This is a genomic window from Sphingomonas sp. M1-B02, assembly GCF_026167525.1.
In the GTDB taxonomy this organism is placed as follows: Bacteria; Pseudomonadota; Alphaproteobacteria; order Sphingomonadales; family Sphingomonadaceae; genus Sphingomonas.
In genome coordinates, this window is record NZ_CP110679.1 from 129248 (window position 1) to 144044 (window position 14797).

General features: G+C 65.5%; 19 protein-coding genes. 7 read left to right on the plus strand and 12 right to left on the minus strand.

Going from position 1 to position 14797, the window contains the following annotated elements; all coding sequences use genetic code 11:
• Positions 1-2: 2 nt before the first annotated feature.
• Both OKW87_RS00650 and OKW87_RS00655 read right to left on the minus strand, forming a co-directional pair.
• A complete protein-coding gene (locus OKW87_RS00650) occupies positions 3-842 on the minus strand; it encodes a TIGR02587 family membrane protein (protein WP_265541467.1) in 840 nt (279 codons plus the stop codon).
• Complete coding sequence (locus OKW87_RS00655; protein WP_265541468.1) at positions 839-2191, minus strand: M28 family metallopeptidase; 1353 nt, start codon at positions 2189-2191, stop codon at positions 839-841. Before OKW87_RS00655 ends, OKW87_RS00650 begins: the two co-directional genes overlap by 4 nt.
• 142 nt (positions 2192-2333) lie before the next feature.
• Here OKW87_RS00655 and OKW87_RS00660 point away from each other — a divergent pair, with 142 nt between their 5' ends.
• The 3 genes from OKW87_RS00660 (at position 2334) to OKW87_RS00670 (ending at position 4261) form a co-directional block, all read left to right on the plus strand.
• Positions 2334-2897 carry a hypothetical protein gene (locus OKW87_RS00660; protein WP_265541469.1) on the plus strand — a complete coding sequence of 188 codons (564 nt, stop codon included), beginning with the start codon at positions 2334-2336 and terminating at the stop codon, positions 2895-2897.
• 509 nt (positions 2898-3406) lie between these two features.
• A complete protein-coding gene (locus OKW87_RS00665) occupies positions 3407-3739 on the plus strand; it encodes a hypothetical protein (RefSeq protein ID WP_265541470.1) in 333 nt (110 codons plus the stop codon).
• A gap of 165 nt (positions 3740-3904) precedes the next feature.
• Positions 3905-4261 carry an argininosuccinate lyase gene (locus tag OKW87_RS00670; protein ID WP_265541471.1) on the plus strand — a complete coding sequence of 119 codons (357 nt, stop codon included), beginning with the start codon at positions 3905-3907 and terminating at the stop codon, positions 4259-4261.
• A gap of 41 nt (positions 4262-4302) precedes the next feature.
• Here OKW87_RS00670 and OKW87_RS00675 read toward each other — a convergent pair whose 3' ends face one another.
• Both OKW87_RS00675 and OKW87_RS00680 read right to left on the minus strand, forming a co-directional pair.
• Complete coding sequence (locus OKW87_RS00675; RefSeq protein ID WP_265544180.1) at positions 4303-4749, minus strand: YaiI/YqxD family protein; 447 nt, start codon at positions 4747-4749, stop codon at positions 4303-4305.
• Between the two features lie 8 nt (positions 4750-4757).
• Complete coding sequence (locus tag OKW87_RS00680; protein ID WP_265541472.1) at positions 4758-6482, minus strand: DEAD/DEAH box helicase; 1725 nt, start codon at positions 6480-6482, stop codon at positions 4758-4760.
• Positions 6483-6698: 216 nt separating this feature from the next.
• On the opposite strand from OKW87_RS00680, the gene OKW87_RS00685 reads away from it, so the two are divergent.
• Complete coding sequence (locus tag OKW87_RS00685) at positions 6699-6962, plus strand: DksA/TraR family C4-type zinc finger protein (RefSeq protein WP_265541473.1); 264 nt, start codon at positions 6699-6701, stop codon at positions 6960-6962.
• Positions 6963-6965: 3 nt separating this feature from the next.
• Here the strand turns inward: OKW87_RS00685 and OKW87_RS00690 are convergent, their stop codons facing one another.
• Positions 6966-7331: a VOC family protein gene (locus OKW87_RS00690; protein WP_265541474.1), complete on the minus strand. Its 366-nt coding sequence runs from the start codon at positions 7329-7331 to the stop codon at positions 6966-6968.
• Positions 7332-7444: 113 nt separating this feature from the next.
• Here OKW87_RS00690 and OKW87_RS00695 point away from each other — a divergent pair, with 113 nt between their 5' ends.
• Positions 7445-7705: a hypothetical protein gene (locus OKW87_RS00695; RefSeq protein ID WP_265541475.1), complete on the plus strand. Its 261-nt coding sequence runs from the start codon at positions 7445-7447 to the stop codon at positions 7703-7705.
• Here OKW87_RS00695 and OKW87_RS00700 read toward each other — a convergent pair.
• The 5 genes from OKW87_RS00700 to OKW87_RS00720 form a co-directional block, all read right to left on the minus strand.
• Entirely contained in the window at positions 7695-8756 is a 1062-nt protein-coding gene (locus OKW87_RS00700; RefSeq protein WP_265541476.1) for an SDR family oxidoreductase, read from the minus strand. The two genes, OKW87_RS00695 and OKW87_RS00700, sit on opposite strands and share 11 nt — an antisense overlap.
• Positions 8757-8825: 69 nt before the next feature.
• Positions 8826-9992, minus strand: coding sequence for an NAD(P)/FAD-dependent oxidoreductase (locus OKW87_RS00705; protein ID WP_265541477.1), 1167 nt, complete (start codon positions 9990-9992; stop codon positions 8826-8828).
• Positions 9993-10097: 105 nt separating this feature from the next.
• Entirely contained in the window at positions 10098-10277 is a 180-nt protein-coding gene (locus OKW87_RS00710) for a hypothetical protein (protein WP_265541478.1), read from the minus strand.
• 154 nt (positions 10278-10431) lie between these two features.
• On the minus strand, positions 10432-10701 hold the full coding sequence (locus OKW87_RS00715; protein ID WP_265541479.1) for an SWIB/MDM2 domain-containing protein: 270 nt from the start codon (positions 10699-10701) through the stop codon (positions 10432-10434).
• Positions 10702-10732: 31 nt separating this feature from the next.
• Entirely contained in the window at positions 10733-10939 is a 207-nt protein-coding gene (locus OKW87_RS00720) for a DUF2945 domain-containing protein (RefSeq protein ID WP_265541480.1), read from the minus strand.
• Between the two features lie 156 nt (positions 10940-11095).
• Between OKW87_RS00720 and OKW87_RS00725 the strand changes: the two genes are divergently transcribed.
• Positions 11096-11275 carry a hypothetical protein gene (locus OKW87_RS00725; protein ID WP_265541481.1) on the plus strand — a complete coding sequence of 60 codons (180 nt, stop codon included), beginning with the start codon at positions 11096-11098 and terminating at the stop codon, positions 11273-11275.
• Here the strand turns inward: OKW87_RS00725 and OKW87_RS00730 are convergent, their stop codons facing one another.
• A complete protein-coding gene (locus tag OKW87_RS00730) occupies positions 11276-11674 on the minus strand; it encodes a BLUF domain-containing protein (protein ID WP_265541482.1) in 399 nt (132 codons plus the stop codon).
• Between the two features lie 274 nt (positions 11675-11948).
• On the opposite strand from OKW87_RS00730, the gene leuA reads away from it, so the two are divergent.
• Entirely contained in the window at positions 11949-13607 is a 1659-nt protein-coding gene (gene leuA / locus OKW87_RS00735) for a 2-isopropylmalate synthase (RefSeq protein WP_265541483.1), read from the plus strand.
• A gap of 42 nt (positions 13608-13649) precedes the next feature.
• On the opposite strand, the gene OKW87_RS00740 is transcribed toward leuA, so the two are convergent.
• Positions 13650-14777, minus strand: coding sequence for a zinc-binding dehydrogenase (locus tag OKW87_RS00740; RefSeq protein WP_265541484.1), 1128 nt, complete (start codon positions 14775-14777; stop codon positions 13650-13652).
• Positions 14778-14797 lie beyond the last annotated feature (20 nt).

A 14797-nucleotide genomic window follows, 5' to 3' on the forward strand; every position in this document is an offset into this window, starting at 1 on the left:
CGCTAAACCACCAGCCGCGCGATCGCGGCGCCGATCGATGCGGGGAATGCCAGCACCACCGTGGTGCCGGCGATCGCCGCCAGTTCCACGCCATCGGTGCGCCCGAAGGTCCACAGGATATAGACGCTCACCAGCAGGGCGATGGCGTAACCGGGGATGGTGAAGGCGACGAGCCGGCGGCCGACGCCATAGCCTTCGGGCGCGCTTTTCTGGCCCGAAAAGCCCGCGGCGAACACGAGGATGTGGAGCGCGAGCAGCGAGACCAGGATCAGCGCAAGGCTGTGCCAGGCGGTCATCTTGTAGCCGATCAGGATCATCTCCTCTGTCGGCGCCATGTTGAAGGCGAGGAACAGCGCGCCGGCCATCATCAGGAAGAGCTGGCCGGCATAGCCCGCCGCGCGTGCGGCATGTTCGTCATCCTCCTCCGGATCGCCGCTGCTGAGCTGCTTGCGCGCGATCATCGCGCCGAAACTGGCGGGGACGGCCTGGATCGCGATCAGCCCGACCAGATGCTGGAGCGGCTGTTTGGTCTCGATCACGGCGAACAAGGCGAGCACCGCCGTCGCCGCGACGATGCCGACGGCATAAGCGGCAAGCGCGTCGAGCACGTCCTCGAACAGGCTGGCGGTATATTCGAAGCCGCCGAAGCGCGAGAGGAACACGAGCACGACGAAGTTCAGCGCGACGAACAGCAGCAAGCGGAGCGGATCGAGCGCGTGGCCCATCGACCACATCTCCATCGTCATCAGCAGCGGCAGCCCGAAGATGATCGCGCCGCCAAATGCGCGGGCGAGGCCGATCGCATAGTCGCGGTTCGGCCCGGCGGCGAGGGCCCCCTTCATTCGCTCGGCTTTCCGCCTTCCTTCCATTCGGGACGGGAATCGCTGTTCGCCAGGCTGCGCAGCGGCGCGACCAGCGACTGGATCGCGCGCGCCATGAAGGGGATGTCGAGATTGGCGACGGTGTCGTCGGGCGTGTGATAGCTCGGGATCGTCGCCCAGCCCGAGACGGTGTGCGCGACGACGCCCTTGAGCGCGAGCGCATAATTGTCGGAGCGGCGGAAGAAGTTCTGCTCGGGATAGGGATCGGCGGTGACCAGCGCGCCATGCGCCTTGAGCGTCTCGCCGAAGGTCGAGCGCTCATAGCCGGTCATCATCATCGTGCCCGCGGGGAGCTTGGGATCCTGCGCGCCGATCATTTCCAGTTCGAGATTGGCGACGATGTCGGTCAGCGGCACGGGGGGATGATCGACGAACCAGCGCGCGCCGAAGCCGCCCGCTTCCTCACTGCCATAGGCCACGAACAGGATGCCGCGGCGCATGCGCTTGGCCGCGGAGAGGGCGGCGGCGAGTTCGAGCACCGCCGCGGTGCCCGAAGCATCGTCGTTGGCGCCATACATCACCTGGCCGTCCGGGCGGACGCCGAGATGATCGAGATGCGCGCTGATCAGCAGCACGCCGGCCTTGGGATCGGTGCCCGGCAGAAAGCCGATCGCGTTGGTGGTGACCATCGGCTGCACGACCACGGGGACGTCGAGCGCCACCTCGGCGCCGTCCTGCGCGGCGAGCGCGTCGAACGCTGCATCGTCGAGCGCGACGACGGTGATGCGCGGGCGGGCGGGGGCGTCCTTGAAGGCGCGGGGCAGGCGTGGGGCGCCGCCGATGCGGGCATAATAGTCGGTCACCGCCGCGGTCTTGCGGATGATCACCAGTTTCGTCTTGGCGGGGTCGACTCCGCCGGCGAAGGCGAGCGGATTGACGCTTTTGTCGGTGGCGATGACGACGTCGGCGGCGGGCACCTGCTTCGGATCGGTGCCGGCGAACACGGCCAGCTTGCCGCGGATCGATTCGCCCGAGGAGGCGAACAGCAAGGGCGCGGCGACGGGGGACCCGTTGGCGGCGAGCGTCGGGGTGCCGTTCAGGCGCGTGCTGACGATGTCGATCGGCTGGGTATAGCCTTGCATCCCCGGCGCGGTCTGAAGCCCGATGCCGCGAAACACCGAGGCGACATAGGCCGCCGCCATCGCCTCATCGGGAGTTGCGCTGCCACGGCCGCGTAGCGTTTCGCCGGCAAGATAGGAAACATGGCCGCGAACGGATTCGGCACGCACCGTCTGCGCCTGCGCCTGCGCGGGGGCGGCGGCGAGCGCGGTGGCGAAGGTGGCGGCGAGCAGGATCGTCTTGGTGCGCATGGAGCCTCGGGGTGGTGTTGGAGGCTGGAGCTTAGGGGGAGGGGGTTGGGGCGGCAACCGGGTTCATTAGGCGCATCGATGCGCATTATTGACATTCGCGGAGAATTATGTTCTCTATACGTTCTTCTACTCGGGGGGTCGGATGGCGGTGCAGGATACGCTTAGGCGCAGGCCGGAGCGGACGGCATTTGAGAAATATCTCAGGACCGGCCGCTCTCCCTTCTGCGACCCGTCGTCCGTAGAGTATAAGTTTAATCCGTATCACGATCCTCGGAACGGACAGTTCACTTTCGCGCCGGGCGGGCCGCGCTCGCTTGACCGCGTCATCATGTCACGACGACGCTCATTATCTGCGGATGATGGATTCAATCGTGAGAATGCCGGTGGCGCGCGAGAGGCGTTCCCCGCCGCTGTGCCCGCGTACGCGCCAGGTGGACCGGGCCAGGGCCGTACCGGGTCAGGCGGAAACAGCCGAGCCTTTCACGATCCGATGACTTTGGAGCAGGTTTTTCCCGGTCTGCGAAATACGCCTGGAGGAAGCATCATTGCAGTGGCAGATGGTTTCTTCAATTTTACTGGCCCGGCCAATGCGTTGAGAGCAGAGCTCACAAAGAAGCAGGCAACTGCGCTCATCAAGCAAATCCGTGACGTTGATCCAAATTATCGATTTCAATCCTTTGGCTTCCCGCAAACTGTCGAAGGTTAAAATAACTACCTTAATGGTTTGCGATGGGATCGAGCTACAGCGTTGTATCGTGTTAGAGGGGATACAGGGCCTCTCCAGGTGGAAACGCTGCGCTACCTTCAACGTCATACCGACATGGCTTATGTTGAGGGCCTAGCTTTGTTGAGGGCAGGTCGGTTGAGGGTCAAACTTTCCGAGAATGAAGCGCTTGGCAATTTCATAGACCGGCGCGTTCGTGGACAGCTCCGAAACCTATTCAATCAGCTTGGTATAGAAACACATCGCGATGGAGATGTCCGTGTGGTCGGGAGGAGAGTATTCCGCTGCCGGGACGGATCGAACGTATCGCATTCCCGACGCGCGAGTGGCGGATGTCGCATTCGATGTATCGCTCAGTGCTAAGACGCTTGCGACGCCCCAGGTTCGGGGCTTTTTCGATGCCCAGTTCAGCCCTCGTGCCGTAGCCATCGTACGCCCATCGCAGCTTGGCAAAGGTAGCAGTTACATCATCAAGCGACCGGGGAACTGAGATGCGCCCTTATGAACCATATGTGCCGCAGACGATTGGTGAGATTTGGGATCTTTTGGGCTCTATGATGCTGGGATCGCCGACATTTGTCGACAAGACCGGCTACTTTCCGCAACAGAGCATCGATACCGAATTCTTCGCATTGAAAGAGGGGCTGAATGCAATCCGCAAACGTCTTGGCGAAGAGCGGTATGAAAAGCTCGTTGAAATGGCCGATCGGATGCGGGCGCATTTCGAAGCCGATCCTGAGGATAAAACCGATGACAGCCTCGCGGGTCGGCAGCTGATCTATGACATGGAGGACGTTCTTCGGGAGGCTCGTAAATCGAAATAGACATTCGCCGACCTCTGCTATCGAATCTACTGTGGCTTCGGTAAGTCGCCAGTCGTTGCGCGAACCCTGCACCGCCCCCGCCCGGAAATATTTCAGTCGCAATCCTGGAAAAACTGGCAATAGCGGCGCATGCCCGATCGCGGGCATCCAAAGGGGGGGAATCGCATGAAGTCCATATTCGCAGCCTGCGCGCTGCTGTTCGTTGCCGCGTCGCCGGCTCTGGCTGCCGACGAGACGCTGAAGGTCAGCAATCGTACCGGCTATACGATCAACGAAATCTACATCGCGCCGCACAGCAGCGACAATTGGGAAGAAGATGTCATGGGCGAGGACGCCCTGGTGACCAACACGTCGGTCGACATCGACTTCAGCAAGTCGGAAGATACGTGCAAGTGGGACCTCAAGGCCGTCTATGACGACAAGACCACTGCGGTGTGGACCAACATCGATCTTTGCAAGATCTCGTCGATCACGCTGTTCTACAATGCGGACACCGACGTTACCTCGGCGCGCTACGAATAAGCTTCGGCGGCGGCTCGGCCAGGCCGGGTCGCCGCATCCGGCTAGCGCCGTCTCAACCCTACCAACGCCGCGTCGAGCGCCGAGAGGAAGCGCGAGCGATCCGCCTTCGCGAAGGGGGCGGGGCCGCCTAGCTGGTCGCCGCCGGCGCGCAGATCGGCCATGATCGCACGCGTAGCGATGGCGCCGCCGATCGAGCTGGTGGTGAAGGGCTTGCCGGTGGGCGAAAGGACCTGCGCGCCGTTCTTGAGCGCGCGATCGGCCAGCAGGATGTCCGCGGTGATCACGATCGCGGCGGCGTCGCTATTCTCGGCAATCCAGTCGTCCGCGGCGTCGAACGCGGCGCTGACCACCTGCTTCGATATCAGCGGATGGACCGGCACGCGGAAATGGCTGTTGCTGACGATCGTCACCGGCACGTCGTGGCGGAAGGCGACCTTGTAAATCTCTTCCTTGACCGGGCAGGCGTCGGCATCGACCAGGATGCGGATGCCGCCGCTCACTTCCGCGGCGGACCCTTGCGCTGATAGGGCTTGGCCTGGTGGCGCAGGGTGGGGCGGCCGGCGCCGTGGGGCCCGCGCTGCTGGGGTCCGCGCGACGGGCGAGGGCCTTCCTGCTGCTCTGGGCCGCTGGCCGACTGCTCGATGCGGACATCCTCGTCAGGCTCGGCGGTCTTGGCGACCGAGGCCTGGAACTTGGTGGCGATGGCGCGGGGGACCTGAAACATCGTCTCGTTCTGGCCGATGCGGATCGCGCCGATCTCATTCTTGGTGACGTGGCCGCGGCGGCAGATCAACGGCAGGATCCAGCGCGCATCGGCATTCTGGCGGCGGCCGATGTTCATGCGGAACCAGACGATGTCCTCGAAGCCGGGGCGATGCCGCTCCTGCTGCGCCTCGCGACGCGCCTCGGGGGTCTGCTCGATCATCTCCTCGGGCTGCGGCATCGCATTGCGGTGCGCGCGGACCAAAGCGGCGGCGATGTCCTGCGGGCTCTTCTCGGCGAGCAGGCGCTCGGCGAGGGCGATATCTTCCTCGTCGGTCTCCACCGGGGCGAGCAAAGCGGCGAGCAGGCGTTCGCGATCGTTGGCGCGGATCATCTCCGGCGTCGGCGTCTCGATCCACTCGGCGTTGATGCGCGCGCCCTTCAGGACGGATTCGACGCGGCGGCGGCGCGGATAGGGGACGATGAGCACGGCGGTGCCCTTCTTGCCCGCCCGGCCGGTGCGGCCCGAGCGATGCTGGAGCGTCTCGGCATCGCGCGGCAGCTCGACATGGACGACGAGGCTGAGCGACGGCAGATCGATGCCGCGCGAGGCGACGTCGGTGGCGACGCAGACGCGGGCGCGGCGATCGCGCAGGGCCTGCAGCGCATGGTTGCGCTCATTCTGGCTATGCTCGCCCGAGAGTGCGACGGCGGAAAAGCCGCGCTCGACCAGGGTCGCGTGCAAGTGGCGGACATTGTCGCGGGTGGCGCAGAACAGCATCGCCGTCTCGGCTTCGTGGAAGCGAAGCAGGTTGATGACGGCATGCTCGATGTCGCTCGGCGAGACGGTGATGCACTGATAGGCGATGTCGCCATGGCCGCGATCCTCGCCGATCGTGGCGATGCGCAGCGCATCCTTCTGGTAGCGCTTGGCCAGCGAGACGATCGGCTTGGGCATCGTCGCCGAGAAGAGCAGGGTGCGGCGGCCGTCGGGCGAGGCATCGAGGATGGTCTCGAGATCGTCGCGGAAGCCCATGTCGAGCATCTCGTCGGCTTCGTCGAGGACGACCGCCTTGAGGTCCGACAAATCGAGCGCGCCGCGCTCGAGATGGTCGCGCAGGCGCCCCGGCGTGCCGACGACGAGATGCGCGCCATGGCTGAGCGCGCGGCGCTCCTTCGAGGCATCCATGCCGCCGACGCAGGTGGCGACGCGGCCGCCGGCCCTGCCATAGAGCCAGATCAGCTCGCGGCTGACCTGGAGCGCGAGCTCGCGGGTGGGGGCGATGATGAGCGCCAGCGGGGCGCGGGCGGGGACAATCTTGCCCGCCTCGTCGAGCAGTTCGGTCGCCATGGCGAGGCCGAAGGCGACGGTCTTGCCCGAGCCGGTCTGCGCCGAGACGATGAGATCGCGGCCCCGGGCCTCGGGCTCGAGGACGGCAGCCTGCACGGGGGTGGGCGCGGAATATTCACGCGCGGCGAGCGCTTCGCTGAGAAGCGGCGGAAGATTTGAGAATGGCATGGAACCGTGCAGATGGGCGCGGCGGGCCCCAAGGGCAAGCAGAATGTTGCGCGGCCAAGCTGTCCGCTTCTCGCACCGCGGTCCGGGTCGGTCCATGCCACCGTTGTGCGCCGGCACTTCCGGGCTATGGCGCGACCCCATGCGCCGCACCGCGACGGACTGGAAATCTGCAACCGCCTTCCCATATCAAACTGCTGATAAGACAGGGAATTAGCGATGGCGACCGGCTGGGCGCGGGATGGCGCGGTACAGGACCAGATCGACGACACGATCACCGATGCGGTGCTGACGGCACGCGCGCGCATGCCGAGCGGCGAAGGCACCGAGGATTGCGTGATCTGCGGCGAGGAAATCCCCGCGGCGCGCCGCCGGGCGCTGCCGAGCGCGCGGACCTGCGTGGAATGTCAGGCCGGGCGCGACAGCCGCATCGTGCAGGCCGGGATCAACCGCCGCGGCAGCAAGGACAGCCAGCTGCGTTGAGGCTCAGCGCGACGAGAGCACGAACAGGTTGCCGTCCTCGTCCTTGAACTTCGCGAAGGTGCCCCAGGGCTGCTTCTCGGGCGGGCCCTCGAAGGACACGCCCTTTTCGGACATTTGCTTGTAGGTATAGTCGACGTCATCGCACGCGAACGAGCCGTTGAAGAAGGTGCCGATACGGTCCTCGTGCCCGTCGGGGGTGAACAGCACGATCGCGGTCTCGGCGCCGGGGATGCCGAGTTCGATCCAGCGCTTGCCGGGACCCATCGGCTGATCGGTCGTCACGCGGAAGCCGACCTTTTCGGTCCAGAAGCGCACCGCGGAGTCCTGATCGCGGGTGGGGATCGATGCGAATTTGAGTTTGGTGATCATGGGAGCCTCCTGAGCGGGCAGGCTAGTTGGCGCCTTGACGCGCGTCGATCATGGCATCAACTGCTATAGCAATGGATACCATAGAGTTGGATCTTTACGTGGTGGATCGGTTGATGGCCGATTTGGTCGGGCATGACCGGCGGCCGTCCGCCTTTCTCGTCTATCTCGCGATCACCGCCGCGGGCGAGCGCTGCGCATTGAGCCATTCCGATCTGGCAACGCGGACCGGGCTGTCGAAGCGATCGGTCCAGGCAGGGATCGGCCATCTGAAGCGCCGCGCGCTGATCGAAGCCGAGAGCGACGGCCCTACCGAAGTCGCGCGCTATCGGCCGCTGACGCCGTGGCGGCGCTGGCGCGATCCGCTCAAGGAATGAGGCGGTCTGCGCGCAGCTGGGTGAACAGATCGAAAAAGGCGTCGTCGGTGGGCTGATAGGCGGTGAAGCCCAGGCGGCGGCTCTTGCCCATGTCGGTCACGACTTCGATTGGGCGGCCGAGATCGGCATCGGTGTGCCAGGGCGAGGCCAGGCGGGCGAGATCGGGTTCGGTAAGCCCCTCGCGCTCGGCGATCCGCGACCAGAGCCCGGCGTCACCGGCCATTTGGGTCTCCAGCGGCTGCACCGTGCCGTCGAAGGGAGCTGCCTCGACGCCGAACCATTCGGCGATGCGCTGCCACATCCAGCTCCAGCGGAAGACATCGCCGTTGACGACGTTGAACGCCTCGTCACGCGCCGCGGGGGTGGTTGCGGCCCAGAGCAGATGCTTCGCCAGGAGCCGGGCGTCGGTCATGTCGGTGAGGCCCTCCCACTGCGCGGCCGAGCCGGGGAAGCGGAAGGGGCGGCCGAGTTCGCGGCAGAGCGTGGCATAGACCGCGAGCGTCGTGCCCATGTTCATGGCATTGCCGACCGCCTTGCCGATCACGGTGTGCGGACGGTGGACGCTCCAGCCGAAGCCGTCGCGCGTGGCGGCGGCGAAGACCTCGTCTTCCTGCGCATAATAGAAATTGTCGATGTCGAGGCGGGGCTGCTCCTCGCGGAACGGGGTCTGCGGGAGCGCGCCCTTGCCGTAGCTTTCGAACGGCCCGAGATAATGTTTGAGCCCGGTCACCAGCGCCACATGGCGGGTGCTGCCGCCGGAGCGGAGCGCATTGAGCAGATTGCGGACCATCGCCGAGTTGACCCGAATATTCTCGGCTTCGCTGTCCTGCCGCAGCCAGGTGGTGATGAAGACCGCGTCGGGGCGGAGATTGGCGAGGGCATGCCCAGTGGCGGCGGCATCCTGGAGATCTGCGGCGACGGGGAGCAGGCCCGCTTGTTCGAGCGGCCGGCGGGCGAGGCCGTGCACCGTCCAGCCCTCGCGCATCAGCAGATCCGCCGTGGCGCTGCCGACGATACCGCTCGCGCCCACTACCAATGCCGTTTTGGCCATCATCGTCGTCCCGTTGTTCAGCCGTCTTAGATAGGGCGGCTAAACGCTTTTAATAGAAGGGGAGGGCTTTCACAGCGCCTGCGCCGCTGCCCAGCCGCTCGCCCAGGCCCATTGAAAATTATAGCCGCCCAGCCAGCCGGTGACGTCGACCGCCTCGCCGATCGCGTAGAGCCCGGGGACTTTGCGCGCCTCCATCGTCTGCGAGGAGAGATCGGCGGTGGAGATGCCGCCGATCGTGACCTCGGCCTTGGCGAAACCCTCGGTGCCGTTGGGGAGGAAGCGCCAGTCGTGGAGGCGGCGTTCGGCCTCCTGGAGGGTGCGATCTGAGAGGGTCTGGAGCTCGCCTTGGGGAGCGAGCTGCGCCGCGAGGGTTTCGGCTAGGCGATCGGGGAGGGCCTCGCCGAGCAATTTTCGCAGCGTGGTGCGCGGGCGGCTGCGCTTGGCCGAAGCGAGCCAGCCGGGCGCGGATTTCGGCAGAAAGTCGATCGCGACCGGATCGCCGTGGCGCCAATAGCTGGAGACCTGGAGGATGGCGGGGCCGGAGAGGCCGCGATGGGTGAACAATGCGGCTTCGGGGAAGGCGGCCTTGCCGGCACGCGCGACCACGTCGGTGGCGACACCCGAGAGTTCGGTGAACAGGGCCTGTTCGCCGCTGAGAGTGAGGGGGACCAAAGCGGGGCGGGGTTCCACCACCTTGAGGCCGAAACGGCGGGCGAGATCGTAGGCGAAGCCAGTTGCGCCCATCTTGGGGATCGAGGGGCCGCCGGTGGCGATGACCAGCGCAGGCGCCTCCGCGGTGCGGGTGCCGCAGCGGATACGGTAGCGGGCGTCGCCATGGTCGACCGTCGCGGGTTCGCCGAGCCAGATGTCGACGCCGCCCTTCGCGCATTCGTCGAGTAGCAGGTCGACGATCTGGCGGGCGGAACCGTCGCAGAAGAGCTGGCCCAGCGTCTTTTCATGCCAGGCGATGCCATGGCGTTGCACAAGATCGAGGAAGTCCTGTGCCGTGTAGCGACCCAGCGCCGACTTGGCGAAATGGGGATTGGCGGAGATGTAGCGGTCGGGCGCGGTGTTCAGATTGGTGAAGTTGCAGCGGCCGCCGCCGGAGATGAGGATCTTCTTGCCCGGGCGATCGGCATGATCGACCAGCAGCACGCGGCGGCCGCGCTGGCCGGCGACCGCGGCGCACATCAGGCCGGCTGCGCCTGCGCCGAGGATGATGGCGTCGTGGGTCACCCCGAGAGCGTCGTCCCCGCGAAGGCGGGGATCCAGGATGACGAAGCGACGTCCTTTGTGGCTCTGGATCCCCGCCTGCGCGGGGATGACGATAACAGGGGCACGCTAGCGTAGCTTGCTGATCGACAGACCGTCGGCCTTGGCGCGGTCCTTGATCGACTCCTCGCTGCGGGTCATCGCCTTGGCGATCGACTTCAGCGGCATGCCTTTCTTGGCCAAAGTGTGGAGTTTTTGCACCTCGTCCTGCGTCCAGGGCTGGCGGTGGCGTTCGAAACGCTCGGTCATGATGGCTTCCTTTGCCCCGTGACGAGGCGTGATTCGCGGGGTTTCCCCGCCGCATTCCCTAGCCGATCGCTGCGGCCCATACGAATGGGGCGGGCCCCTTTCGAGACCCGCCCCAGCGTGAAGGCAAGCGCGCCGGCCTGCGCCGGCGAGCGGCTTACTTCATATGCTTCGAGAGCAGCTTGTTCATCTCGAACATCGTGCACTTGTCGACGCCGAAGATCGGCTTGAGCGTGTCGTCCGCCAGAATTTCCCGCTTGTTTTCAGGGTTCTGAAGGTTGTGCTTCTTGATATATGCCCACATCTTGCTGACGACTTCGCTGCGCGGCAGGGCGTCGGGGCCGGTGATCTTGGCCAGTTCCGGCGACGGGGTCACCGGCTTGGCGATGCCGCCACGTGCGCCGCCTGCTGCTTTTGTCTCGGCCATATTTGTTCTCCTGTTCGTACCCGTAACCGGGCTATTCCTTCGTCAGCGCCGCCGGCTTGTGCGAAGCCTTACCACCGTTGTCGCTTTCGACGATGTACTGCGGTTCGTGCTCGGATGCACGCACCTGATGCCCTTTGATCGTGGTATCGCGCGTCTGTCTAGAGCGCACTTCGCCATGCGCGGTGCCGCCGTGCGATTTCCATGTCACGCGGTCGCCCTTTTCGAGGTCCTCAGCCATGCGATTTCTCCTGTCTTGGACCGGCTAAGCGCAGGCTGGCCCATTTGGTTGCAGCGGCGGTGCGCGGCGGCGTAGGAGACGGCGGCGGCCGTGCATGCTATCGCTGCGCCACCAACAAGGGAGGCGATGATGCGGGCGGGGGTGCGGATTGGGGTTTTGACGGGATTGCTGGCGCTGGGCGCATGCGGCGGAGGCGGCACCACCGGCACCAACTATTCTGCGGAGCCGCCGATGGCCGAGATCGTCGCCACGCCGAGCCCGAAGGCTTCCGAGACGCCGCCACCCCCGGAGCAGACACCGCCTCCGGCCGGCGAGGACAATCTCACCGCGGAATGATCAGGCGCCGCGCCGGGCCTGCGCAAAGCCTTCGAAAGTGGCGCGCACGTTGGGCGAGGCATTGGCGGCGAGTTTGGCGATGCGGGCGATGAAGCTGTCCGCGTCTTCCCCGGGCGTGCTGTGCGCCATTTCCCACTCGCCGAATTCGCGCGTCTCGATTTCGCGGCTGGAGAGGATGACGATCGAGCGATGTCGCTTGTCCGCCTTGATCCGGTCGATGGCTGCTTCGACCTTGTCCGGCGGCCCTTCGAGCGCCTGGAGAAAGCGTCCGCCGTCGGCATAGAGCATGCCGGTGATCGCATCGCGGCGATTATTGGCCCGCGAGACGGCGAGGATCGCGGCGGGATCCGTGGCACCGGCACCCGGGGTAACGCTGCTGACATAGACGAGTTGAAGCATGCCGGATCCTGTCGCTGGAAATCCGCGTCTAAGCGGTACCGGTTAAACCCGCGTAAAAACTAACTTTCATCAGAGCGCGTGACATACATCGATCATCCCGCTATCCTGCGGGGGTGACCATGCTCGGCCTCCTGACGCTACGACTTAGCCGCCCTTAGGCGGTTCGTTTCCGTGCGCATCAGCGCCGGCCGCCTGAGGGCCATTTCACTTGCATCATTGATCACTGCGGCGCGCACCCCTAGGCGTCGCGGCCGAGCCACAGGAAGTCACAGCCATGTTGCGCGATCCGAGCGTCAAATACCGAGCCTTTCCCCAGGTGGACCTGCCCGACCGGCAATGGCCGTCGAAGACGATCACCCGGCCGCCGCGCTGGCTCTCGACCGACATGCGCGACGGCAATCAGGCGCTGATCGACCCGATGGACGGCGAAAAGAAGACCCGCTTCTTCGAATTGCTGTGCAAGGTGGGGCTGAAGGAAATCGAAGTCGGCTTTCCCAGCGCCGGCGCGACCGAATTCGATTTCATCTCGGGCCTGGTGCGCGACGGGCGCATTCCCGACGATGTGACGGTACAGGTGCTGACCCAGTCGCGGCGCGACCTGATCGAGACGAGCTTCCAGTCGCTGGCAGGTGCCAAGACCGCGATCGTGCATCTGTACAACGCGGTGTCGCCGGCGTGGCGGCGGATCGTGTTCGGGATGAGCCGCGACGAAGTGCGCGAGATCGCGATCCTGGGCGCCAAGGTGATGCGCGACGAGGCGGCCAAACGGCCCGACACCGACTGGCATTTCGAATATTCGCCCGAGACCTTCTCGACCGCCGAGCTCGATTTCTCGGTCGAGGTTTGCGAGGCAGTGATGGAAGTGCTGCGGCCCACGCCCGAGCGCCCGCTAATCCTCAACCTGCCGGCGACGGTCGAGGCGGCAACGCCCAACATCTATGCCGACCAGATCGAATGGTTCGGACGCAACATCCGCAACCGCGACAGCGTGGTGATCAGCCTGCACACGCACAACGATCGCGGCACCGGGGTGGCGGCGACCGAGCTGGGATTGCTGGCGGGCGCGGACCGGGTCGAGGGCTGCCTGTTCGGGAATGGCGAGCGGACGGGCAATGTCGATCTCGTGACAGTCGCACTGAACATGTACACGCAAGGCGTTGATCCGGGACTGGATTTTTCGGACATCGACGCGGTCATCAATACCGTCGAATATTGCAACCAGCTGCCGGTGCATCCGCGGCATCCTTATGCCGGCGAACTGGTGTTCACTGCCTTTTCGGGCAGCCACCAGGATGCGATCAAGAAGGGCTTTTCGGCGCAGGAAGCGCGCAACGACGAGATCTGGGACGTGCCCTATCTGCCGATCGACCCCAAGGATCTGGGACGCGATTATGAGGCGGTGATCCGGGTGAACTCGCAGTCGGGCAAGGGCGGCGTCGCCTGGGTGCTCGAGCAGGATCGCGGATTCAAGCTGCCCAAGCGGATGCAGGCCGATTTCAGCCGACACGTGCAGGCGCTGGCCGACGAGACGAGCCGCGAGCTCAATGCGGGGGATATCGGCGCGCTGTTCGACCGGGTCTATCTGCCGGGCGCGGACGCGCGGATCGTGCTGGTCGACTATGAAGAGAGTGGCACCGCGGGCAATCGGCTGTTCGTCGGGCGGATCGCGGTGGACGGCGTGCAGCAGTCTATCTCGGGGAAGGGCAACGGGCTGATCTCGGGGGTGATCGACGCGCTGGCGGGGACGACCGGGCCGAGCCTGGATGTGGTGGACTATAGCGAGCATGCGATCGGGCATGGTGCCGATGCGCAGGCGGCGGCCTATGTCGAGTGCCGGACACCGGACGGGCGGACGGTGTTCGGGGTCGGGATCGACGCGGATATCGCCACCGCGAGCGTACGGGCTGTGTTGAGCGCGGCGAACCGGGCTTGAGCGTCTCAAGGCCCCTCCCCTGAAGGGGAGGGGCTAAGATAATCAGCGGCTCGGGTCGATCAGATATTTCTCGCCGGTCGCCATCTTCGCATAGGCCGCGACGATTTCGGGCTTGAGTGCGTCGGCGAGCGAGATCGTCTGGGTATAGTTGCTGGCGAAGGTCGTGGTCAGCTCCGCCGCGACCCGTGCGCGCATCCGGGCGCCGACTTCCGCGCCGGCCTTCATCAGGAAGGGCGTGAGCAGGAAGCCGCCGACGGCCCAGGCGAAGCCATAGCCGCGATCGAGTTCGGTCGGGCCGGTATCGAGCATGCCGTAGATATAGACCTGCTTGAACGTGGACGAGCCGTAGCGGCTATAGGCGGTGGCGTTGCGGCTGGCGGCGGCTTCCATCGCGTGAAGGATTGCGTTGGCCAGCTTGCCGCCGCCAATCGCGTCGAAGGCGATCGTCGCGCCGGTCTCTGCGATGGCGTCGGTGAGCGTCGTGCGGAAATCCGGGCGGCTGCTGTCGATGATATATTCCGCGCCGATCTCGCGCAGGATCGCGGCCTGGGCATCGCTGCGAACGATATTCACCAGCGGCACGCCGTCCTTGATGCAGATGCGGTTGAGCATCTGGCCGAGGTTGGAGGCGGCGGCGGTGTGGACCAGCGCCGTGTGGCCTTCGCTGCGCATCGTCTCGACAAAGGCCAGAGCGGTGAGCGGATTTACGAACATCGAGGCGCCGTCCGCCGCGGTCGCGCCCTCGGGGAGGGGGATACAGTCGCGGGCGGAAAGCTTGCGATACTGGGCATACATGCCGCCGCCGATCATCCCGACGCGCTTGCCGAGCAATGCCTGGGCGTTGGCGCCCGCCTGGACGACGGTGCCCGCGCCTTCGTTGCCCACCGGCATGGACTGATCGAGCCGCGGCTTCATCGCGCCCATCCGCGCCTGCGGGACCGCGGCGGTGAGGGTGGGACGATCGGCGGTGCCGCCCGCCTCCAGCGTCGTCCTGTCCGCCGGTCCAAGCAGCAGACCGAGGTCGGAAGGATTGATCGGGGTCGCCTCGACCTGGACGATGACCTCGTCCGCGCCGGGCGGATCGAGGGTGACGGGCTCGAGTGCGAGGAGCAGCCGCGCATCGTTGGTGATCGTCGAGCGCAGTTCCAGTCCGGTGAGCGGTTCGGCCATGATCGTGTCCTTGGGCAAAG